Raw genomic sequence first — 20,929 nt, forward strand, 5'->3', positions numbered from 1 at the left:
AGTGACAGAGAGGCCATTCATGCAGATCGACAACGGAATCGAGGCGACCCGTCTCGAGGGCGTCACGTGGCGCAAGAGCGGGCGCAGCAACCCCAACGGCAACTGCGTCGAGCTCGCGGACCTGCCGGGCGGTCACGTCGCCGTGCGCAACTCGCGCCATCCTTCCGGCCCCGCGCTGATCTACACGCCCGCCGAGATGGCGGCGTTCGTACAGGGCGCCAAGGACGGCGACTTCGACGACCTGCTGACCGTGGGCAGCTGACCCGGCAGCGGCCGGAGCACACAGCGGGGGGCGCGTGACCCCCGGCCGTATGCGGCACCTGACGGTGTGGCACATGGCCGGGGTATGTGCAAGCAGCATGACTGTACGGGCCGTTGACCGAGTGGGACACTGGGCGCTCGGCTCGTCACTCACGGGAGCAGGGAAGACCTGATGTCAGCAGAGCAGGGGACCGATTCGTCGGTCAGGCGGATCCTGGACCATCCCCGCGGTGGGCCGACGATTCTGCGCATCGTGCTCGGCACGCAGCTGCGGAGGCTCCGCGAGGGATGCGGCATCACCCGTGAGCAGGCCGGGGACGCGATCCGCGGATCCCACGCCAAGATCAGCCGCCTCGAACTGGGCAGGGTGGGCTGCAAGGAACGGGACGTGGCCGATCTGCTCTCGCTCTACGGCATCACGAACGCACAGGAGCGCGAGGAGTACCTGGTGCTCGCGCGGCACGCCAACACCCCTGGCTGGTGGCAGAAGTACAGCGACGTGATGTCGCCGTGGTTCGACAGGCTCATCGGCCTGGAGGAAGCGGCCTCGGTCATCCGCATGTACGAAGTGCAGTTCGTCCCCGGGCTGTTGCAGACGGAGGACTATGCCCGTGCCGTCATGAGACTGGGGCATCCGCGCGCGTCGACGGAGGAGATCGACCGCCGCGTGGAGCTCCGCCAGGACCGGCAGGACATCCTCACCCGGCCGCACAGCCCCAAGCTCTGGGCCGTGGTCGACGAAGCGGCGCTGCAGCGCCCCCTCGGCGGGGCATCGGTGATGCGCGAGCAGATCAAGCGGCTGCTATGGGCGACGGAACAGCCCAACATCACGGTGCAGATCGCGCCGTTCGCGATCGGGGGCCTCGCCGCAGCCGGCGGGCCCGTGACGATATTGCGCTTCCAGGAGCCGGACCTGCCGGACATCGTCTACCTGGAACAGCTCACCTCCTCGCTGTACTTGGAGAAGCGCGAAGAGGTGGAGAACTACATGGTGGTGATGGACCGCCTGTGCGCCACCGCCGAACCGCCGTCGATGACGGTCGAGTTCCTGGAGCGGCTGCTGAGCCGCTTCGAGCGCCAGTCGAGCTGACGGAGGGCCCGTTGGGCACCGCCGAACGGGCCTTTCCGTGTGGCGGGGCCCGCCCGGTGGCGGCCCCGCCCCGCCGTCAGCGCTTGCGGGCCACACCTCCGAACTCGTACCACTCGTCCGTGAGTTGCTTCGGCCCGAGCTCCGAGTCGGGCCGCCAGTCGTTGATCTCCCCCAGGCCCGGCTCCAGGATCTCCAGCCCGTCGAAGTAGCGCTCGACCTCGTGCGCCTGACGCACCCTGCCCCAGCGGTCGCCCGTCGCCTTCGCCATGAAGTCCGTGACGAAGTCGCGAGTCGCCTTGTCCTCGCTCACCAGCTGGTTGATCACGAGGAAGCTGCCCGAGGGCAGACGTTCGACGATCCCGCGCAACAGCGCCGCGGGGTCGGAGGAATCGGGGATGCAGTGCATGACGGAGACGAAGAGGGCGCCCACGGGCTGCGAGAGGTCTATCAGCCGGCCCACCTCGGGGTGCTCGAAGATCTTCTCCGTGTCCCGCAGATCCGCCTGGATGACGGCGGTGTTGGCGTTCTCCTCCAGCAGCGCGCGTCCGTGCGCCAGCACGATCGGATCGTTGTCGACGTAGACGACCCGCGCCTGCGGATCGATGCGCTGGGCGACCTGGTGCACGTTGTCCTGCGTGGGCAGGCCTGACCCGTGGTCGAGGAACTGCCGTACGCCGTAGTCCTCGGCGAGGACGCGTACTACACGCTGGAGGAAGCGGCGATTGTTGACGGCCAGCGGCCGCGTACTCGGTACTACCTTGTCGAGTTCCTCGACGGCCTGACGGTCGACTTCGTAGTTGTCCTTCCCGCCCAGGTAGTAGTCGTACATACGCGCCACACTGGGAGTTGTGACGTCCACTCCCTGACCTGCCGCGACTTCGTCTTCGCGCATGCGTCCCTCACCGTCCCGCCGTGCACGCGTCCCGTTGCGTACACGTTCCGTTACAGCGAAGCATCGCACGACGATGTGGCGCAGAGCACCGCAACTACCCAGTAGGCAAAGGAAATTCGCAAGGCGTGCGACTGCTGCTGCGGCCGGGGCAGGAGTGACGGGAGTGGCCGGCGGTCACAGTCCCGGGAGAGTCAGCTCCGCCCATACGACGCGCCCGGAGTCCGAGTCCTCCGAGCGCACTCCCCATGTCTCCGCGACGGCGTTCACGAGCTGCAGCCCGCGACCGTTCACGTCTTCCGCGGCCGCCTGGCGGGGGGTCACCGCATCGCATCCGACGCCTTCGTCGCACACCTCTATGCGCAGCCGCTGCTCGTGCACCTGGAGTCTGCAGCGGACGCGGCAGCTGTCGGTGTGCACCACGGCGTTGGTGAAGAACTCCGAGACGACGAGCTGCGCCGTCCGGCCCAGTTCCTCCGGCAGCCCCCAGCTGAGCACCTGGCCACGCACCATCTCCCGGGCATCCGCGACGGCCGTCGCGTGCGCGGGCAGCTCGAAGCCCCCACGACGCACAAGCGCCCCGACCGGTTCGGACGGGGAGAGCGGTATGACGGGGCGGGACAGAGCCACGGTTGGTTAAGCCTTCCGACTACCTGCTGGGGGAGGGACAGGGCCCGGAGGCAGCACCATGCGGGGCATGAGCTGTATCACGTACATCACTATGCGCCGTGCCCGTCACAGTTGGCAAGAGCCGTTCTGCGAATTGCAGAATCGGAGGGAACAGAGTGGTCCATGCACTGATCGCGTGGCACACTTCTAGCGCAGCAAGTCCGGTGGAAGGGAGGCGTCTTGGCCGACGGCCGTACCGCACCGACCGTGGGCCAGATGGTCCTCGGAATGCGGCTGCGGGACCTGCGTGAAGCCGCCGGACGCTCCTTCGCCGAGGCGGCCGCGGCCCTGAGCGTGAACGCCACGACGGTCCGCCGCATGGAGAAGGCCGAGGTCGGCCTCAAGCCGCCATACGTGGAGAAACTTCTCAAAACGTACGGCATCCCCGAGAACGAGATCACTGCCTTCCTCGAGCTGGTGGACGAAGCCAACCAGCCGGGCTGGTGGCAGGGATTCCGCGACGTACTGCCGTCGTGGTTCAGCCTCTACGTCAGCCTGGAGGGCGAGGCGAGCCTGATCCGCGCGTACGAGCCGCACTGCGTGCACGGGCTGCTCCAGACGGAGGACTACGCACGAGCTCTGCTGCGCACGGGGTTCCCCAACGCCGCGGACGAGGAGCTGGACCGCCGGGTCGCCCTGCGCATGGAGCGGCAGGAGCTGCTGCGGCGGGACGACGCCCCGCGGCTGTGGGTGCTCCTGGAGGAACAGGTCGTCCGTCGGCACGTCGGCGCTCCGCACGTGATGCGCGCCCAGATCGACCGGCTCATCGAGTGCGCCGCCCTGCCCCACGTCACCGTGCAGGTCATCCCGTTCGCCTCGGGGGCGCACCCCGCCATGTTCGGGCCCTTCCAGCTCTTCCGGTTCGAGATCCCCGAACTGCCCGACATCGTCTACGCCGAGAATCTCAGCGGCGCCGTCTACTACGACGAACGCCGCGACACAGCCGTCTACCTGGAGGCACTGGACCGCATGGGTGCGCAGGCCGCACCGGCACAACGCACCGAGGCTCTCCTCGGTGAGATCCGCAAGGAGTTCTGACTGCATGGGCCGCGATACGACACAGCACATCTACAACGGCATGCCCTCCCGGGAGCTGGGCTCCGAGGGCTGGCACAAGCCGTGGAGCGGCCCGAACGGCGGCAACTGCCTGGAGGCCATGAAGCTCGGGGACGGCCGCATCGCGCTGCGGCAGTCCAACGACCCTGACGGTCCGGCGCTGATATACGACCCCGCCGAGATCGACATCTTCATACGCGGCGCGAAGCGCGGTGAGGCCGACTTCCTGCTCACCCACGGATGACCACGACCGCCCAGTACGGAAACGGAGACACCGTTGACTGGAGTGACGAGAACGCCGGGAGGGACGGGAGCGGTGCGGTCCGCGGGAGTCTCCCGCGGCGGCAGCACCAGTGGCCGGACCGTGCCCGCGCAGGAACCCGGCAGAGCGCATCCGGCCCGCATGTACGACTACTACCTGGGCGGCCGTGACCACTCGGACGCCGATGTGCGGGCGGCGGAGGCCGTGGCCACCGCGCTGCCCGGAGTGAAGGCGGCGGCACAGGCCAACCGGGCCTTCATGGTCCGGGCGACCCGCTGGCTGGCGGCCGAGCGCGGCGTCAGGCAGTTCCTGGACATAGGGTCCGGCATCCCCACCGAACCCAATCTGCACCAGGTCGCCCAGGGGGTCGCGCCCGAGGCGAAGGTCGTCTACAGCGACAACGACCCCCTCGTCCTCCAGCACGCCCGGGAGATGCTCCACGGCGACGAGGAGGGGACCACCGCATACGTGCACGCGGATGTCACGGACCCGGAGAGCATCCTCGACGCCCCGGGCCTGAGCGACACCATCGACCTGGGCCGCCCCGTGGGCCTCTCCCTCAACTCCGTCCTCCACTTCGTGGCCGACGAGCAGCATCCGTACGACATCGTCCGCACCCTGCTCGGCGCGCTGCCCGCCGGCAGCCATCTCGTTCTCACGCACACCACTGCCGACTTCCTCGACGCCGCCGGCGCGCAGCGGGCCGAGACGGTGCTGAAGACGTACGCGAGTGACGGCTGCCCGCTGCGGCCCCGCACGCGCACGGAGGTGGCCCGCTTCTTCGACGGCCTGGAGATGGCCGGCCCCGGGCTCGTACTCCCCCACCGCTGGCGCCCGGACCGGGACACTCCCGCGCACCTCCCCGCCGAAGAGGTGCCGGGCTACGCCGGGGTCGCCCGCAAGCCGTGACCGTGAGCCCTGACCGCAAGCCCTGACCGTGAGCGTTGATCGCCAGCCCTGGCCGCGAGTACCGCGGTAAGGGGGCCGTTGACACGGGACACCGCCGGGACGCACGATAAGCAAGCGCTTAGGTATGCGCCCGTACGCCGTCGACCGTGATCGGATCACGCCTCATGGCCACTTCGTCCCTCCTGCTCTCCCGCCGGGACCTGGACTTCCTCCTCCACCAGTGGCTGGACGCCGAGGAGTTGACCAGGCGCCCGCGCTTCGCCGAGCACTCCCGCGAGACCTTCGACGCGGTGCTCGACCTCAGCGAGCAGATCGCCACGCGCCACTTCGCGCCGCACAACAAGAAGAACGATCAGCAGGAGCCCCGTTTCGACGGCGAGCGCGTACACACCCTGCCGGAGGCGAAGGAGGCGCTGGACGCCTTCACCAAGGCCGACCTGCTTGCCGCCCCCATGGACGAGGAACTGGGCGGCATGCAGCTGCCCCAGCTGATCACGACGGCCTGCTTCAGCTGGTTCCAGGCGGCGAACGTCGGCACGTCCTCCTACGTCTTCCTCACCCTCGGCAACGCCAGGCTCCTGTGCGAGCACGGCTCCCCCGAGCAGATCGACACCTATGTACGGCCCATGCTCGCCGGCCGCTTCTTCGGCACCATGTGCCTCTCCGAGCCGCAGGCGGGCTCTTCACTGGCCGACGTCACCACCCGCGCCGAACCCCAACCGGACGGCACCTACCGGCTGTTCGGCAGCAAGATGTGGATCTCGGCGGGCGACCACGAGCTGTCGGAGAACATCGTCCACCTGGTCCTCGCCCGCATCCCCGGAGCGCCCCCGGGCGTCAAGGGACTCTCGCTGTTCATCGTGCCGAAGTACCTCGTCGGCGACGACGGCTCCCTCGGCGAGCGCAACGACGTCGTGACGGCCGGGCTCAACCACAAGATGGGCTACAGGGGCACGACCAACACGCTGCTCAACTTCGGTGAGGGCGCCCACACTCCGGGCGGGGCTCCGGGTGCTGCCGCGTACCTCGTGGGCCTGCCGCACTGCGGGCTCAAGTACATGTTCCACATGATGAACGGCGCCCGCATCGGCGTCGGCGCCGGTGCGATGGCCCTGGGCTACACCGGCTATCTCAAGTCGCTCGAGTACGCGCGGGAACGCCCGCAAGGCCGGCCCGTCGCCGCGAAGGACCCCTCCGCCCCGCAGGTCCCGATCATCGAACACGCCGACGTGCGGCGGATGCTGCTCGCGCAGAAGTCGTACGTCGAGGGCGCGCTGGCCCTTCTGCTCTACTGCTCACGGCTCGTCGACGAGCAGCACACCGCCGAGCAGGAGGAGGAGCGCTCACACGCACGCCTGCTCCTGGACGTGCTCACGCCGATCGCCAAGAGCTGGCCCTCGCAGTGGTGCCTGGAGGCCAACAACCTCGCGATCCAGGTGCACGGCGGCTACGGCTACACCCGTGAGTACGACGTCGAGCAGCACTACCGCGACAACCGCCTCAACCCCATCCACGAGGGGACGCACGGCATCCAGGCCCTCGACCTGCTCGGCCGCAAGGCCGTCATGGACGGCGGCGCCGGCCTCGTCGCGCTCGGCGAGACCATCGGCAAGACGGTCGAACGGGCGCTGGCCACCGACGGCGAGGCCGCCGAACTGGGCGCCGCGCTGCGGGAGTCGTGGGAGCGGGTCTCCAAGGTCACCGCTCGGCTGTGGGGCACCGGCGATCCGTCCGTGGCCCTCGCGAACGCCTCCGCGTACCTGGAGGCGGTGGGCCACACCGTCGTGGCGTGGATATGGCTCGGCCAGTTCCTGGCGACGGCCGGACACGACGACGCCTTCCACCGGGGCAAGCGGCAGGCGGCGCGCTACTTCTTCCGTCACGAACTGCCCCGCACGGGGCCGCAGTTCGACCTGCTGGAGTCGCTCGACACCACGACGCTGGACGCCGAGCCGGACTGGTTCTAGGCCAGGGCCTAGTACTCCCGGCGGTGGACCGGGATCCTGAAACGCGAGATCACGGTCCGCCGCCGGAAGCCAGGTCGCGCTGATACCAGGTTCCCGGCTTCCCACCGAGGTCTGCCGGGTCCGCCGGGCCGGCCGGGACGAACCCGGCCTTGGTCAGCACCTTCCGGGACGCGGCATTCCCGTGAGAGGTGGCTGCCCTGAGTGTGTGCAGGCCGTGCCGCCCCGCCGCCAGCCGGCACAGCTCCCGGACGGTCGCCGTCGCCACGCCTCGGCCGGTGGCAAGTTGCGCGACCCGGTAGCCGAGTTGCGCAGCGCCGTCCTCGATGTCGACCAGATTGAACCTGCCGAGTACCGAGCCGTCCTCGGCGACGAGCACGTAGAAGGCGCAGATGCCCGCCTCCTGCTCGGCCAGCCGGGCGTCGTACCGGTCCGCGAACCGGTCGAAGAAGTCATCGCCGCGGTCGGAGACCGAGGCAGCGAAGTAGGCGCGGTTCTCCAGCTCGAACGCCAGAACCGCTGGACCATGGTCGGCATGCAGCCGCTCCAGCTCGGGCACCGACCAACCCTACGCAGACGGCGCGTCGAGCCCAACTGAGTTTCCGCCGCGCTCGGAAGCCCCGGGACCGGGGCACATGACGATCAACGGCCGGAATACCAGGGGCGGTTCTGTTCGCCACCGCACCTCGCAGTTCCCGGCGGCGGATCTTGCCGCTGGCCGCACGCGGCACCGCGGAGAGAGAGAGTCGACCTGCCGGACCTTCAGCATCACGCCCTTCGGCAATTCGGTCGTGCCCGAGGAGTACGGCAGAACGGCCAGGTCCTCCGGGTCGGTGGTCACGTCCCGGCTCGGGAGCGATGCGAACCCCGGGAGTCCGGAGGCCGAAACACGGCGCGGGTCCGGCCTGCTGACCGGACCCGCGCCGGAACTGCCTCTGCCTCAGCTCCTGTTGTGCTGCGTCCGCCCGTCACAGTCGAGTTCGTCGCCGCGTACCGGGGCGCCCTCGACACTGCTGCGGTCGTAGACGACGTCGGCCACGTCGGTGCCCTCCGTGCCGGGCCGCACCGTGAAGACGTCCGAGTGCTTCGTGCCCGTAACCTTCTGGGCGCGCATCACCGCACCGGGCATCGCCGCCGAGACCGTGCTCGCCTTGCGCTGCCAGTGGACGTCATAGGTGATCTCCGTACGGCCGCCGCGCGGGCCGGCGGCGGAAGCCCGCCGCGGGTTCATGACCTTGAAGCCGTTGTCCCGCAGCTCCTGCTCGATGTGCGCGGCGGTATCCCCGCTCCCTTCCACCCGGACTGTGACCTCCTCCGGCCTGTACGGGACGGGCGTGGCTCCGGGCGCCGGGCCGGTGACGGTGCTGCCGGTGATGGGCCGGTCGGCACGCAGATCGGCGAAGAGGGCGCGTGCGCGCGGACCGTCCCATCTGAGGGTGGAGCCCCACACGGGCGAGCGGTGGTCGAAGTCGAGGATCGGCACGGTCGCGAACTCCGTGCGCTTCGCCGTCAATCCCTGCAGATCACGTGCGAGCCGTGACAGCCGTGCGGTCGTGAAGCCCTTGTCCCAGCGGACCGAACCGCGCAACGCGGCGGCGGCACGCAGCACTTCGAGCGGCTGCGCGGCCGTGCCGTCGCTGGTGAGGGTGCGCAGCAGCTCGCCGACCACGTGCTGCTGACGCCGTGCCCGGCCGAGGTCGCCGGGCGGGTCGACGTGCCGGGCGCGTACGAACCTCACCGCCTTGTTGCCGTTCAGGACGTGGGTGCCCTGCGCAAGTTTCAGTCCGCTGTTCTTGTCCTCCATCGGCTTGGCGGAGCACACCTTCACGCCCTTGAGCCGGTTCACGGTCTTCTCGAACCCGGGGAAGTCGGTCTCGGCGTAGTGGTCGATGCGGACCCCGGTGCTCTGCTCGACCGTGCGGATGGTGAGCGCCGGGCCGCCGTGGGCGTATGCACTGTTGATCTTGCCGAGGTGGCGGGTGGTGCTGTCGGTGATCTTGCCGAAGCCCTTGCCGTGGTCGCGGTGCTTCGCGAAGCGGACGTAGGAGTCGCGGGGAATGCTCACGACGCTGACACGGTCGCGGTCGGCGGAGACGTGAAGCAGCATCATCACGTCCGTGCAGTCGCACTGCTCGCCGTTCACATGCAGCCGGTTCTTGGTCTTCTTGGAGAGCCCCTCACGTCTGTCGAGACCGGCGAGAAGGACGTTCGTGCCGGGGCCCTTGGCGGGGCGGCCGGACTCGGGGAGCTTGTCGAAGGCGTTGCTCACACGCTCCGAACCCCCGGGCGGGGCAGGCGCGTTCGTCGCGACCGTACTCGCGTCCAGCGCGGCGCCGCAGGTGAGCGCGGCGCAGACGGCGCAGGCCAGAGCGAGCATCCGGCGAGAGCGTGGGGACCGGGCGGGGCGGTAGAGAGGGGACATGAGCCAGTGCACCTCCGCGGAATGTGGGATTCCGCATGCTGGCACGGCCCGTGCCCGGACCTCCGGCGCTACGTCGTGCTCACCCGTACGGCTCACCCGGTCAGATGAACGCCAGCGCCTCCCGTCCGCTCGTCCCGGTCACCAGCCCCCGTATCCCGTCCCGGCCCCGGCCGGCCACCTCTCACGTCACGTCGTCGCGCCGCTCCAGCGGTCTGGTCGCGGGCCCCTGGATCACGCGCCCCTCGGTGTCGAAGCGCGAGCCGTGGCAGGGGCACTCCCACGCGCCCTCGGCGTCGTTGAAGCGCACGAGGCAGCCCAGGTGCGTGCACCGCGGCGAGAGGGCGCGCACCTCACCCTCGGCCGTGCGGTGCACCGCGCAGCGCCGGCCCCGCACGCGGACGATCGCGCCCGTACCCGGAGCGATCTCGTCCACGGAGTCGACGTACGACGAACGCAGCCGGTCACCGACGAAGCGGCCCGCGACCGCCGTCTGGAAGCGCAGCATCGCGGGCGCCTCTCGGGGGCTCAGACGGCGCGGCTCGTACAACTTCGCCCAGGGCGGCAGCGGTTCACCCGTGATGTACGCGGCAAGAAGCTGCCCGGAGAGCACCCCGCCGGTCATGCCCCAGCCACCGAAGCCGGTGGCCACCCAGGTGTGCTGCGCAGCCGGGTGGAAGGCCCCGATGTAGGGGACCCGGTCCGTGGTGTCGTTGTCCTGGGTCGCCCAGCGGTGCACGAGCCGTGCGTCGGGGAATCGCTCGTACGTCCATGCCGCGAGCCGCTCGTAGCCCGCCGCCACCGAGCCCTGCCCGCCGGTTCCCGGGGTGAACTTCTCGCCCGTGACGATCAGCAGCCGCTTCCCCCTGCCGAACGGATAGGGAGCAGTGCGCACCGAGCGCGCGCCGCGCTCCGGCGTGAGGTAGGCGCCCTGCGGGTCCTGCTCTGCGGGCAGCAGCGCGGAGACGACGAGTTCCCGGCGCGGCTCCAGCCGGGAGAACATCAACGCGCGGTCGAAGACGGGATAGTGAGTGGCCACGACGACGTCCCGCGCGACGACCTCGGCGTCGTTCTCGGTGACCACGCGGCAGGGGTCGCCCTGCTCCAGACCCATGACGCGGGTGCGTTCGTGGATGCGTCCGCCGCGCCTGAGCAGGTCCTCGGCGAGCGCGAGAAGGTACTTGCGCGGATGGAACTGGGCCTGGTCCTCGACCCGTACGGCCGCGCACACCGGGAAGGGAAGCCCGGTCTCCGTGACGAGGGAGGCGGGCAGCCCGGCCTCGCGGGCCGCCTCTGCCTCGGCCCGTATCTCTTCGGCGTGGTGCTCGGACTCGACAAAGGTGTAGGCCGGAACACGCTCAAGGTCGCAGCCGATCCCCAACTCCCCCGCCACGGCCTCGAGATGGTCGATGGCCTGTTGCTGGGAGGAGGCGTACAGGCGGGCGCCGTCCGCGCCCCGCTTCTCGCGCAGATGCGAGTAGACGAGACCGTGCAGGGCCGAGACCTTGCCGGTCGTGTGGCCCGTGACACCGGCGGCGATGCGGTCGGCCTCGAGCACGGCGACGCTCCTGCCCGCCCGCGCCAGCTCCCACGCGACGGACAGGCCGGCGACACCGCCGCCCACGACCGCGACGTCCACTTCCGTCACGCTCCCGGCCGGAAGCGGCGGATGGGCGGACGCCCCTGCCGACAGCATCCAGTAGGACTCGTAACCGACGGGCAGTGTGGTCACCGCTGCTCCTCATGGTCGTCCACGGCTCGCCGGCTCCTCCGGCTCGTCCGGGTTCGTGCTGCTCGCTCGCTCGTGACACGCACTGTGCTCACCGCCGCACGCACGTCAGGCGGGCCAACCCCCGTGGTTCCCCGTGATCGCTGTCGAGCTGTTCGACCCTGCTGTGATGCCCGGCACCGCACGTGTCACGCGTGACAGCCGGGTTTCGCACCGCGGCCACGTGTCCGGGCTCGGCACCGCGGGTACCCGGCCGCTCCCCACGGAGGTGATGGCGAATGAAGGCAGTCGTCTGGCAGGGAAAACGGAATGTGCAGGTCATCGACGTGACCGACCCCGCGGTGCAGGAGCCGACCGACGCGGTCGTGAAGATCACGTCGACCGGGCTGTGCGGCTCGGACCTGCATCTCTACGAGGTACTGACACCGCTGATGACACCGGGCGACATCCTCGGGCACGAACCGATGGGCGTCGTCGAGGAGGTCGGCAGCGAGGTGACGCACCTGAAGCCCGGCGACCGCGTGGTGGTGCCGTTCCAGATATCGTGCGGCTCCTGCTTCATGTGCGACCAGGGCCTTCAGACCCAGTGCGAGACCACGCAGGTACGTGAGCACGGCATGGGTGCGCCGCTGTACGGCTACACGAAGCTCTACGGCTCCGCGCCCGGCGCACAGGCCGAGTATCTGCGCGTACCGCAGGCCCAGTACGGGCCCATCAAGGTCCCCGAGGGCCCCCACGACGACCGCTTTCTTTTCCTCTCGGACGTTCTGCCGACGGCCTGGCAGGCAGTGGAGTACGCGGACGTGCCCAAGGACGGCACCCTTGCCGTCATCGGGCTCGGCCCGATCGGCGACATGGCGTGCCGGATCGCGCTGCACCGCGGGGCCCGTCAGGTCATCGGCATCGACCTCGTTCCCGAGCGGCTGGCGCGGGCGCGTGCCCGCGGGGCGCAGGTCCTCGACGTCAGCGAGCACGACGAAATCGGCGCCGCCGTACGGGAGATGACAGATGGCCGCGGCACGGACGCCGTCATCGACGCCGTCGGCACGGAGGCGCACGGCAGTGTCGCCGGCAAGGTGGCACAGACCGTGGGCGGCATGCTTCCCGGGAAGCTGGCGGAGAAGGCCGTCGCGAAGGCCGGGGTCGACCGGCTCTCCGCCTTCCGGGACGCGATCGACATCGTGCGCCGCGGCGGGACGATCTCGATCTCCGGCCTGTACGGCGGCGCCGCGGACCCCCTGCCGATGATCACGCTCTTCGACAAGCAGATCCAGCTGCGCATGGGGCAGGCGAACGTCAAGCGCTGGGTGCCGGACATCCTGCCGCTGCTCGCGGACGAGGACGTCCTCGGGGTCGACGACTTCGCCACCCATCACCTGCCGCTCGCGCAGGCACCGGAGGCCTACGAGATGTTCCAGAAGAAGGCCGACGGCGCGGTGAAGGTCGTCATGCGGCCGTGAGCACCAACTCGCGGCGGCGTGCATACGGCCCCGGCAGCCCGGAAGGGCTGCCGGGGCCGTCCTCGTCGCCGCGCGTCACCTCGTGACGTGCAGGATGTCCAGCACCTCGTCGTCGGTCAGCTGCGGGAAGCTCGCGTACCAGAAGCCGACCGAGCCGAAGGCCGGCGGCACGTACGCGCAGACGATCTCGTCGGCGTCCCCTGCCAGCTGCTCCGTCGCCTCCCGCGAGCACACGGGCGCGGCGAGAACCGTCCGTACGGGACCTGCCTCCCGTACGGCGCGCAGCGCGGCCCGCGCGGTCGAGCCCGTGGCGACGCCGTCGTCGACGACGATGGCGGAGCGGCCTTCGAGCTCCAAGGGGCCGCGGCCTCGCCGGTAGGCCTTCTCACGGCGCTTGAGCTCGGCCTGCTCGCGCTCGGCGGTCTGTGCCAGATCGTGCTCGCTCAGCCTCAACTTCCCCAGCAGAGCGTGGTCGTAGACGGGAGGAGCGTCACCCGCCACGGCTCCCACGCCCAGCTCCGGCTGGAAGGGAGCGCCGATCTTGCGGGCGACGACGACATCCAGCGGGGCACCCAGCGCTCTGGCGATCTCGTCGGCGACGGGCAGGCCGCCGCGCGGCAGCGCCAGCACGACGGGGTCCGGCAGCCGTCCTTCCTGCTGCTGCCGGGTCAGCTTCTCGGCGAGCGCCTTCCCTGCCTCCTGGCGGTCACGGAACTGCATGACGGCCTCCTCCCTCCATGCGGGGAGCTGTGCTGGTCGCGGTACCCGCCTTCGGTGGAACTACACAGTCCCCCACCGCGGAAGTTCCCCTTCCGGCACCGGAATTCCATCGAATCCGCTCCCGTGAGCGTGCCCTCAGGACTACGGTGTGTGGCTGCGGGGATCGTCATTTGCCATATGCCGGGAGGGGCTCCGCCATGGGCGTGCAAGCAGTGCCGACGCCTGCTGTACATGTTCGTGAACTGCTGGCGCGGGCCCGGAATCCGTTCGACGTCTCCGACGCCGTGCTCGCCCGCGTCGAGAACGCCCTGCTGTGCCATGTGGAGCTGCACGGCTGGCGGCAGCGCAAGGCACCGGCGCCCAGTCTGCGGTGCACCAGTCACCGGCACGTCTTCCTGCTGCCCGACGGCGACCTTCTCTCGCTGTGGGAGCTCAGCTACGACAGCGACGACGGCAGCGCCGCGGGTGACCGCGTTCTGCACGAGGTGTACGAGAGCGAGGAGGCGCTGGTCCGCTCGGAGCGCCGCGTGCACGACGCGCACCGGTCCGCGGCGCACGGTCCGCGCGGCAGGCGGGGCAGCCGCGAGGTACCTGTCGAGCTCCTCCTGACGGCGGACCATCCCTTCGGCCGGCGTACGTACAGCGAGACCGACTCCCCCGACCACGCCCGCCGGCTGCTGCGCCGCGCGGAGAACGCGGACCGCCCGGGTGAGGCGGTCGTACGGCTGCTGGAGACGGCCCGCGGCCACGAGATCCTGCCCGTGCCGAGGCCGCAGGTGCTGGCCCACGAGCGGCACGTGTGGTGCACGGTCTACGAGCACGCGTTCCTGCTGGCCAACGGCTCCGAGATCAGCCTGTACGAGGTCGAGCACGACCTGTCCGGCACGGGGGCACTGGTCTGCGAGGTCTACCTGGAAGAGGGCTTCGCCGACCGTGCCGTGAACCGTCTGGTGCGCGACCGCGGCTTCGGTTCCTGAACATCTGAGCACCGGGCCTGTCCGGCGACAGCACAACTGTGTGCCTCTGTGCGACTTGTCGTGACCCCTTGTGACTTTCCGGGCGCCGAACGTATCGTGGGCGCGCTCCGCTACCCCACTGACGCTCCGTAACTCCCATGACGGGGTGCCCACTTGACCCGGAGGTCCCGCCATGGCCGCTCGCGGACGTCACCGCCGCAACCGCACCGGCACGCTCTCCCGTACGTCGCTCAAGGTCACCGCGGGCGGTGCCGGCGTCGCGTTACCCCTGATCGGGGCGCAGCTCGTGCATGCCGCTCCGGACGACACCTGGCAGAAGGTCGCCGCGTGCGAGAGCGGCGGGAACTGGGAAATCAACACGGGCAACGGCTACTTCGGCGGGCTCCAGTTCTCGCAGAGCACCTGGGAGGCGTACGGCGGCACCGCCTACGCGGCACGCGCGGACCTTGCGACGAAGGGCCAGCAGATCGCCGTGGCCGAGAAGGTGCTCTCGGGTCAGGGCCCCAAGGCGTGGCCCAACTGCGGGCCGCGGGCGGGACTTTCACATGCAGGCGCACGGCCTCTCGCGGAACGGGCGGTGACGGGCGCCGAGCGGCAGGCGGAGAGCGGGAAGCACAATCCGAAGACGGACGAGGCGGAGCGCGCCGAACAGGCGGAGCGGGCCGAGAGAGCCGAACGGGCAAGAGCGGACCGATCGAAGAAGAAGACGACGTACGAGGTCGTGGGCGGTGACAGCCTCTCCGCCATCGCGGAGAAGCACGAGGTGAAGGGCGGCTGGCCGGGCCTGTACGAGCGCAACCGCAAGACCGTCGGCGGCGATCCGGATCTCATCCTCCCCGGTCAGCAGCTGCGTCTGGACGGCACGCACCGTACGGGCAAGCCGCAGGCAAAGCCGTCACAACCGAAGGAATCCGAAGCGGCCAAGGGCTCGCAGCGCTCCGGCCAGTCCCCGAAGAAGGCACATGGCGACGCCAAGCCCGGTGCGAAGGCGGAGACGGAGCAGAAGGCCGACGCGAAGGCGGAGACGAAGCAGAAGGCCGACGCGAAGGCAGGCACGAAGAAGGCCGACGGGAAGGTGGGGGCCGAGCAGAAGACGGCGGCACCGGCACGGAAGCCCGCGTCCACCGCCGCGTCCGCCCCGGTCAGCGGCGTCGCCCCGGGCACGGCGTACCGGGCGGCAGGCAGCAGCTGGTCATCCGGCCACCACACGGGCGTCGACTTCCCGGTCCCGACCGGGACCACGGTGAAGGCGGTCTCCGCGGCGAAGGTCGTCTCGGCGGGCTGGGCGGACGCATACGGCTATGAGGTGGTCCTGCGGCACCGCGACGGCAGGTACAGCCAGTACGGGCACCTCTCGGCGATCTCCGTACGGGCGGGCCAGACCGTCACCCCCGGACAGCGTCTGGGCCGCTCCGGCTCCACGGGCAACGCCACCGGTCCGCACCTGCACTTCGAGATCCGTACGGGCCCGGGCTACGGCACGGACATCGACCCGCTCGGCTATCTGCGAGGGCGCGGCGTGCGCCTGTGACGGCGCAGTATGCGGCTTCGGTCGCAAACCTTCGTCAGACGACGCCAGGCTCTCGCAGCTGCCCGCTCGTCACTGGTCCTCATCCGTGTCCAGGTCGACCTGCTCCGGTCCGGCGAGGCGCTCCGGCCGCTGGTCAATGCCCTCCGCTGCCTCCTCGATGTCCTGGAGGTCCAGGCCGAGTTCACGCTCGTCGTCCTCAGCGACGTGCATCGCCGTCTCCTCGCCCGACAGTCCCCGCGCCGGTGACGCGGTCGAGAAGGAGTCCTGGTTGGCGCTCCGCCACGACAGCGGATCGTCGCTGAGCTGACCGGCCGGTTCGTCGGGGAGTTCCTCGGCGCCCTCGTCGCCGACATCGGGCTCCTCCTCGGCCAGGCGCTCGTCCAGGGACTCGCCCGCGACCTGTTCGTTGAAGGTCGTGCCGTAGCTCTCGACAGCCACGGGCTCGTCCCCCGGAACAGGCGCCTGCTGGGGGTCCTCCGCCAGCGCCGACTCGGGCGATGCGTCGTCCTGAACGTCGGGGATGCCCTCGTCCTCCGGCTCCGCGCCGGGGTCGTGGCCCTCGTCCTCTGTCATGCCACCCGGCGGTACCCGTGTGGCCCAGTCGAAAACGTCCATGACGGCCTCACCGGGAGGGCGGCGGACGCCGCCTGCGCCTGCGCCGCAGCACGATGATCAGGTCCGTGAGGGCGAACAGCGACAGGCCGGCGCAGATCGCGGTGAGGGTCTGCAGGGAGTCCGCACCGGGCACGTCACCGGGGCCCGTCTGCGTCGCCCAGAACCAGAACAGCGCGGTTCCGGCCAGGAAGACGGGTGTGAAGAGCGCCGCGAGTATCAGCCGGACGCCCATCGCGCTACGGGCCGTGACAGGTTCGGTTCCCGTGCGTGACCAGTAGCGTTCGAACGGCTGGGGCGGCTCGGGGCGTGGCGTCCCGGCCCGCTGTCCGGGCCGGCGAAGGGTCATTTCTCTCGCCTCTTCCCGTTCTGGCTTCCACTTCCAGTGTCCTCCAGCCCGGGCCGCCCGGTGGCGGACCGGTGGCGGACCGGGCCGTGGCAGGGACGCCGGAGGCCAGAATGCCGCGCCCGCTCAGGCCTCGGCCTCGTGGCACACACCGCAGGTGAGACGCCGTGCGTTCGGCGTGTGCGTGGACCTGCCCGTGCCGGCAGCCTCGTGCACGGTCTGCGGCGCCAGATGCGCATGGTCCATGCACAGCCCCGCACCGCAGCGGCTGCAGACGGCCACCGCGACGGTGTTCTCCTGCAGTGCCAGGCAGTCGTAGCAGTTCATGACCGGACTCCCTTCAGCCGCCCGCGGCGGGCCGGGCGGGCCCGCCGCCAGCCCCGGGTTGCCACCGCCGGTGGCGCGGAAACGGCACACCCTCCGCTACGGTCCGTGACGGAAACGGAAGGGCACGGGAGGGCACGGAAGGGCCCGGGGTAACGGGGGCGGAGGCAACGGCAGGCGAGGCCACCGACGGCGACGGATTCGGGACCCACGACGAGCCACCCGGGCGGATGCATCGTCAACCGCCCGCCCCGCGCGCCGGGTTGACGCCCGCCCGAGCACGCACTCCGCGCGGATCATGCGGCACGTGCCGACTCGTACGGGATTCGTACCGAAGGTCTGCCGTTCTACAGCGCCCACGTGAGGAAGGGGTTACGGTGCCATGCATCCGCGCGTCGCATCCGGCGCCGCCGGACGATCCGGAAGCCAACACAGGGGCAGGGCGGCCCAGTTCGTCCCGTTCTCGGGGTCCTCATCCGGCCGGGGGTAACTTGCCGGGGTGCTATGCCCCAGAAACTCCCGTACCAGCGGACAAGATCAAGCCGTAGAGTTACCGATTCCTTCCAACCGCCCGGCACCTGTCAGTAGCCTCATGACCCAGCGGCAATCGGCCGTGGAGTTGAACGAGCTGGAGACCCAGATGGAGCGTCCTGCCTGGGCCCCGCAGGGCATAGACCTGACGGTGCCGAGCGTGTCGAGAATGTATGACTACTACCTGGGCGGCTCGCACAACTTCGAGGTGGACCGGGAAGCGGGGAAACGCGCCATCGAAGCCTGGCCGGGGCTGCCGAAAATAATCCAGGCGAATCGTGCCTTCATGCGCCGCGCCATCCGCTATGCGATCGGCGAGGGCGTCACCCAGTTCCTTGACATCGGCTCGGGCATACCGACCTTCGGCAACGTCCACGAGGTCGCGCAGTCCGCGGACTCCTCCGCCCGCGTCGTGTACGTCGACAACGACCCCGTGGCCGTCGCGCACAGCCGCGCGGTGCTCGACGGAAACGAGCTCGCCGACGTGGTCTCGGCCGACTTCCGCTCCCCGCAGGACATCCTCTACAGCGCGGAGGCCGACCGGCTCCTGGACTTCGGGAAGCCCGTCGCGCTGCTGCTCGTCGCGGTCCTGCACTTCGTCGAGGACAAGGACGATCCCTGGAAGACCGTCAGAGAGATCAGTGACTCCCTGGCACCCGGCAGTCTCCTTGTGGTGTCGCACAGTTCGGCGGACGAGGGCCCGATGCGCACCCTCGGCACGGGCGTCCGGGACGTCTACAGACAGACGAGCTCACCGCTGATCACCCGGACCCGATCGGAGATCAAGCAGTTCTTCGACGGCTTCGATCTCGTCGAACCGGGGCTGGTGCCGCTGCCCCGCTGGCGCCCCGAGGACATGCCCGAGGCGGAGGACCCCCTGCTCCTCAGCGGCTACGCCGGGGTGGGCCACAAGGCGGGAAGCGCCGGGTGAATCCCGGGCCGCACGAGTCCGAAGGGCTCGAGAAGGACGGACTACGGCGCTTCGCGACGATCTGGAGCCGCGCCGTCTACCCGGTCACGCAGACCTCGATGACGCGTGCCGAACTGGAGGACTACCTCCACCCGTTGGCCGTGCAGCTGTGCGAAGCGCTCCACGCCCATCCCTTCACGCCCGCCGTGGGCCGTGACGTCGGGGCGGCGCTGGTGGACGGTCACTGCACCAGCCCGGACGCGCTGCCGCATCTGCTCGGCGTCATCGACTCCTATCTGGTGCTCTACGGGCGCGACCCTGAGAGCACCACTCTCGACGTCGACGAGGCGCGCGCCCGGTGCTCCCGGCTCCAGCACTCCATCGCCGCGGGCTTCACCCAGGCCCTTCGCGATCGCACCCTCAGCGAGCAGGAGTCCCTCTCCCGGGCCGCCCTCGCCGCCCAGACCGCCGTCGAGGAAGCGCTGCACGCCAGTGAGACCCGCTTCCGCGCCGTATTCAACGACGCCACCATCGGCATCTCCATCGCCGACATGGACGGCCGCATCCTGGACGCCAACGGCGCGCTGGCCCGGATGTTCGGCCGCTCCGAGGAGGAGATGCGCCGGCGGAACGTGAACGAATGGGTGCACCCGGACGACGCTCCCCATGTGTGGCGCATGCACCGCCAGTTGGTCCGCGGAGAGCGCGACCACTTCCGCGTGGAGAAGCCGTACCACCGTCCCGACGGCACCGTCCTGTGGACCAACCTCACCGTGTCGCTGCTGCGCGACGCCGACGGCGAACCGCGCTACCAGCTCGCGCTGCTGGAGGACATCACCGAGCGCCGCCTGCTGCACCTGCGTCTGCGCTACGAGGCGACGCACGACGAGCTGACCGGGCTGCCCAACCGCACCCTGTTCGCCGAGCGCCTCGACCGGCTGCTCTCGGCGAGCGGCGACGTGAAGCGCTTCGGGCTGTGCTACCTCGACATCGACGGCTTCAAGGCCGTCAACGACAGCCTGGGGCACGCGGTCGGCGACCAGTTGCTGATCGCCGTCGCCGAGCGGCTCCAGTCCTGCACGGCCGGCTCGGGCCATCTCGTGGCACGGATAGGCGGCGACGAGTTCGCCGCGCTCGTCACCGACCCCTCGGGCTCCGAGGAGGTCGCGGAGCTCGCCAGGCAGGTGCTGGCGGCCCTGGCGACCCCGATCGGCGTCGACGGACGCGAGCTGTCCGTACGGGCGAGCATCGGCATCGTCGAGGGCCCGAGCGGCGAACTGCGTCCCGAAGAAGTGATGCGAAGCGCGGACATCACGATGTACCGCGCCAAGGACGCCGGTGGCAACCGCTACGAGCTGGCCGACCCCGACTCGGACGCCCGTGCCATAGACCGGCACAGCCTGACCAACCGTCTGCCGGCGGCGCTGGAGCGTGACGAGTTCTTCCTGGAGTACCAGCCGCTGATCCGTATGAGCGACGGGCACGTGGACGGCGCCGAGGCACTGGTGCGCTGGAAGCATCCGGTGCACGGTCTTCTCGGCCCGGACCGCTTCATCCCGCTGGCCGAACACACGGGCCTCATCGTCCCGTTGGGGCGCTGGGTGATGGAGCAGGCCGTTCGGCAGGCGTGCGCCTGGCACGAGGAGCGCAACAACGCGGGCAAGAAGAAGGGCCGGGCCAAGGGCAAGGGCAAGGACGCTTCCGAGGGCGACCGCAGGCCGCTGCGGGTCAATGTGAACCTCTCCCCCAGGCAGCTGCACCACCCCGATCTGGTGCCCGACACGGTGGCGGTGCTGGAGGCCGCGGGCATGGCGCCCTCGTCGCTCTGCCTGGAGGTGACGGAGAGCGCGCTGATCGGGGCGGACGAGGACGAGCTCAAGCCGCTGCGCCAACTCGCCGAACTGGGTGTGGAGATCGCGCTCGACGACTTCGGCACGGGCTACTCCAACCTCGCCAACCTGCGCCGTCTGCCCGCCACTACGCTGAAGCTGGACCGGTCCTTCACCCGGGGTCTGCAGCAGCACCCGGCGGACCCGGCGGACGTCACCTTCGTCGAGGGAATCGTGACGCTGGCGCACGCGCTGGGCCTTGCCGTGACCGTGGAGGGCGTGGAGACGGAGCACCAGGCCTCGAAGCTGCGGGACCTGGGCTGCGACACCGCTCAGGGCTGGTACTACGCCCGTCCCGGGCCGCCCTCCAGCTTCCAGCAGGGCTTCGCGGTCCTTCCCTGACCCGCGGGGCGGGCCGGCGGCCGCGGGGCGACCGGGTGG

21 protein-coding genes are annotated in these 20,929 nt (G+C 70.2%); 11 read left to right on the forward strand and 10 right to left on the reverse strand.

From position 1 onward, the window contains the following. The first annotated feature begins 19 nt into the window (after positions 1-19). Both G4Z16_RS03320 and G4Z16_RS03325 read left to right on the forward strand, forming a co-directional pair. A complete protein-coding gene (locus tag G4Z16_RS03320) occupies positions 20-262 on the forward strand; it encodes a DUF397 domain-containing protein (protein WP_197349095.1) in 243 nt (80 codons plus the stop codon). A 171-nt stretch (positions 263-433) separates the two neighbouring features. Continuing rightward, entirely contained in the window at positions 434-1,351 is a 918-nt protein-coding gene (locus G4Z16_RS03325) for a helix-turn-helix domain-containing protein (protein ID WP_197349096.1), read from the forward strand. A 76-nt stretch (positions 1,352-1,427) separates the two neighbouring features. Here G4Z16_RS03325 and G4Z16_RS03330 read toward each other — a convergent pair whose 3' ends face one another. Both G4Z16_RS03330 and G4Z16_RS03335 read right to left on the reverse strand, forming a co-directional pair. Further along, positions 1,428-2,243, reverse strand: coding sequence for an SAM-dependent methyltransferase (locus tag G4Z16_RS03330; RefSeq protein ID WP_197349097.1), 816 nt, complete (start codon positions 2,241-2,243; stop codon positions 1,428-1,430). 174 nt (positions 2,244-2,417) lie between these two features. Then, on the reverse strand, positions 2,418-2,870 hold the full coding sequence (locus G4Z16_RS03335; protein ID WP_197349098.1) for an ATP-binding protein: 453 nt from the start codon (positions 2,868-2,870) through the stop codon (positions 2,418-2,420). A gap of 219 nt (positions 2,871-3,089) precedes the next feature. Between G4Z16_RS03335 and G4Z16_RS03340 the strand changes: the two genes are divergently transcribed. The 4 genes from G4Z16_RS03340 to G4Z16_RS03355 all read left to right on the forward strand — a co-directional run bounded on the left by G4Z16_RS03340 (position 3,090) and on the right by G4Z16_RS03355 (position 7,103). Continuing rightward, complete coding sequence (locus tag G4Z16_RS03340; RefSeq protein WP_197349099.1) at positions 3,090-3,947, forward strand: helix-turn-helix domain-containing protein; 858 nt, start codon at positions 3,090-3,092, stop codon at positions 3,945-3,947. Positions 3,948-3,951: 4 nt separating this feature from the next. Continuing rightward, positions 3,952-4,209 carry a DUF397 domain-containing protein gene (locus tag G4Z16_RS03345; protein WP_197349100.1) on the forward strand — a complete coding sequence of 86 codons (258 nt, stop codon included), beginning with the start codon at positions 3,952-3,954 and terminating at the stop codon, positions 4,207-4,209. 72 nt (positions 4,210-4,281) lie between these two features. After that, positions 4,282-5,136, forward strand: coding sequence for an SAM-dependent methyltransferase (locus G4Z16_RS03350; RefSeq protein WP_246530658.1), 855 nt, complete (start codon positions 4,282-4,284; stop codon positions 5,134-5,136). Positions 5,137-5,300: 164 nt separating this feature from the next. Further along, complete coding sequence (locus G4Z16_RS03355; RefSeq protein WP_197354131.1) at positions 5,301-7,103, forward strand: acyl-CoA dehydrogenase; 1,803 nt, start codon at positions 5,301-5,303, stop codon at positions 7,101-7,103. Between the two features lie 49 nt (positions 7,104-7,152). Here the strand turns inward: G4Z16_RS03355 and G4Z16_RS03360 are convergent, their stop codons facing one another. The 4 genes from G4Z16_RS03360 to G4Z16_RS03375 form a co-directional block, all read right to left on the reverse strand. Continuing rightward, positions 7,153-7,659: a GNAT family N-acetyltransferase gene (locus G4Z16_RS03360; protein ID WP_197349101.1), complete on the reverse strand. Its 507-nt coding sequence runs from the start codon at positions 7,657-7,659 to the stop codon at positions 7,153-7,155. 9 nt (positions 7,660-7,668) lie between these two features. Beyond that, positions 7,669-7,941 carry an AMP-binding protein gene (locus G4Z16_RS33200; RefSeq protein WP_425508042.1) on the reverse strand — a complete coding sequence of 91 codons (273 nt, stop codon included), beginning with the start codon at positions 7,939-7,941 and terminating at the stop codon, positions 7,669-7,671. Positions 7,942-8,040: 99 nt separating this feature from the next. Beyond that, entirely contained in the window at positions 8,041-9,477 is a 1,437-nt protein-coding gene (locus G4Z16_RS03370) for an LCP family protein (RefSeq protein ID WP_197349102.1), read from the reverse strand. A 226-nt stretch (positions 9,478-9,703) separates the two neighbouring features. Further along, a complete protein-coding gene (locus tag G4Z16_RS03375; RefSeq protein WP_197349103.1) occupies positions 9,704-11,251 on the reverse strand; it encodes an FAD-dependent oxidoreductase in 1,548 nt (515 codons plus the stop codon). Between the two features lie 275 nt (positions 11,252-11,526). On the opposite strand from G4Z16_RS03375, the gene G4Z16_RS03380 reads away from it, so the two are divergent. Next, on the forward strand, positions 11,527-12,708 hold the full coding sequence (locus G4Z16_RS03380; protein WP_197349104.1) for an alcohol dehydrogenase catalytic domain-containing protein: 1,182 nt from the start codon (positions 11,527-11,529) through the stop codon (positions 12,706-12,708). Positions 12,709-12,783: 75 nt separating this feature from the next. Here G4Z16_RS03380 and G4Z16_RS03385 read toward each other — a convergent pair whose 3' ends face one another. After that, positions 12,784-13,428 carry a phosphoribosyltransferase gene (locus tag G4Z16_RS03385; protein ID WP_197349105.1) on the reverse strand — a complete coding sequence of 215 codons (645 nt, stop codon included), beginning with the start codon at positions 13,426-13,428 and terminating at the stop codon, positions 12,784-12,786. A gap of 197 nt (positions 13,429-13,625) precedes the next feature. Here G4Z16_RS03385 and G4Z16_RS03390 point away from each other — a divergent pair, with 197 nt between their 5' ends. Then, positions 13,626-14,405, forward strand: a complete 780-nt coding sequence (locus G4Z16_RS03390; RefSeq protein ID WP_197349106.1) for a DUF6227 family protein — start codon at positions 13,626-13,628, stop codon at positions 14,403-14,405. A 172-nt stretch (positions 14,406-14,577) separates the two neighbouring features. Next, on the forward strand, positions 14,578-15,936 hold the full coding sequence (locus G4Z16_RS03395; protein ID WP_197349107.1) for a transglycosylase family protein: 1,359 nt from the start codon (positions 14,578-14,580) through the stop codon (positions 15,934-15,936). A gap of 69 nt (positions 15,937-16,005) precedes the next feature. Here G4Z16_RS03395 and G4Z16_RS03400 read toward each other — a convergent pair whose 3' ends face one another. The 3 genes from G4Z16_RS03400 to G4Z16_RS03410 all read right to left on the reverse strand — a co-directional run bounded on the left by G4Z16_RS03400 (position 16,006) and on the right by G4Z16_RS03410 (position 17,221). Then, on the reverse strand, positions 16,006-16,509 hold the full coding sequence (locus G4Z16_RS03400) for a hypothetical protein (RefSeq protein WP_197349108.1): 504 nt from the start codon (positions 16,507-16,509) through the stop codon (positions 16,006-16,008). Positions 16,510-16,558: 49 nt separating this feature from the next. Next, positions 16,559-16,897: a DUF6343 family protein gene (locus G4Z16_RS03405; protein ID WP_246530660.1), complete on the reverse strand. Its 339-nt coding sequence runs from the start codon at positions 16,895-16,897 to the stop codon at positions 16,559-16,561. A gap of 123 nt (positions 16,898-17,020) precedes the next feature. Next, positions 17,021-17,221 carry a DUF2180 family protein gene (locus G4Z16_RS03410; RefSeq protein WP_028434699.1) on the reverse strand — a complete coding sequence of 67 codons (201 nt, stop codon included), beginning with the start codon at positions 17,219-17,221 and terminating at the stop codon, positions 17,021-17,023. A gap of 637 nt (positions 17,222-17,858) precedes the next feature. Here G4Z16_RS03410 and G4Z16_RS03415 point away from each other — a divergent pair. Both G4Z16_RS03415 and G4Z16_RS03420 read left to right on the forward strand, forming a co-directional pair. Further along, the gene (locus tag G4Z16_RS03415) at positions 17,859-18,680 is read left to right on the forward strand and encodes an SAM-dependent methyltransferase (RefSeq protein ID WP_197354133.1); all 822 of its coding nucleotides are present in this window, start codon (positions 17,859-17,861) and stop codon (positions 18,678-18,680) included. Then, positions 18,677-20,890, forward strand: a complete 2,214-nt coding sequence (locus G4Z16_RS03420) for a putative bifunctional diguanylate cyclase/phosphodiesterase (protein ID WP_197349109.1) — start codon at positions 18,677-18,679, stop codon at positions 20,888-20,890. Before G4Z16_RS03415 ends, G4Z16_RS03420 begins: the two co-directional genes overlap by 4 nt. The last annotated feature ends 39 nt before the right edge of the window (positions 20,891-20,929 follow it).

The sequence above is a fragment of the Streptomyces bathyalis genome, assembly GCF_015910445.1.
GTDB lineage: Bacteria > Actinomycetota > Actinomycetes > Streptomycetales > Streptomycetaceae > Streptomyces > Streptomyces bathyalis.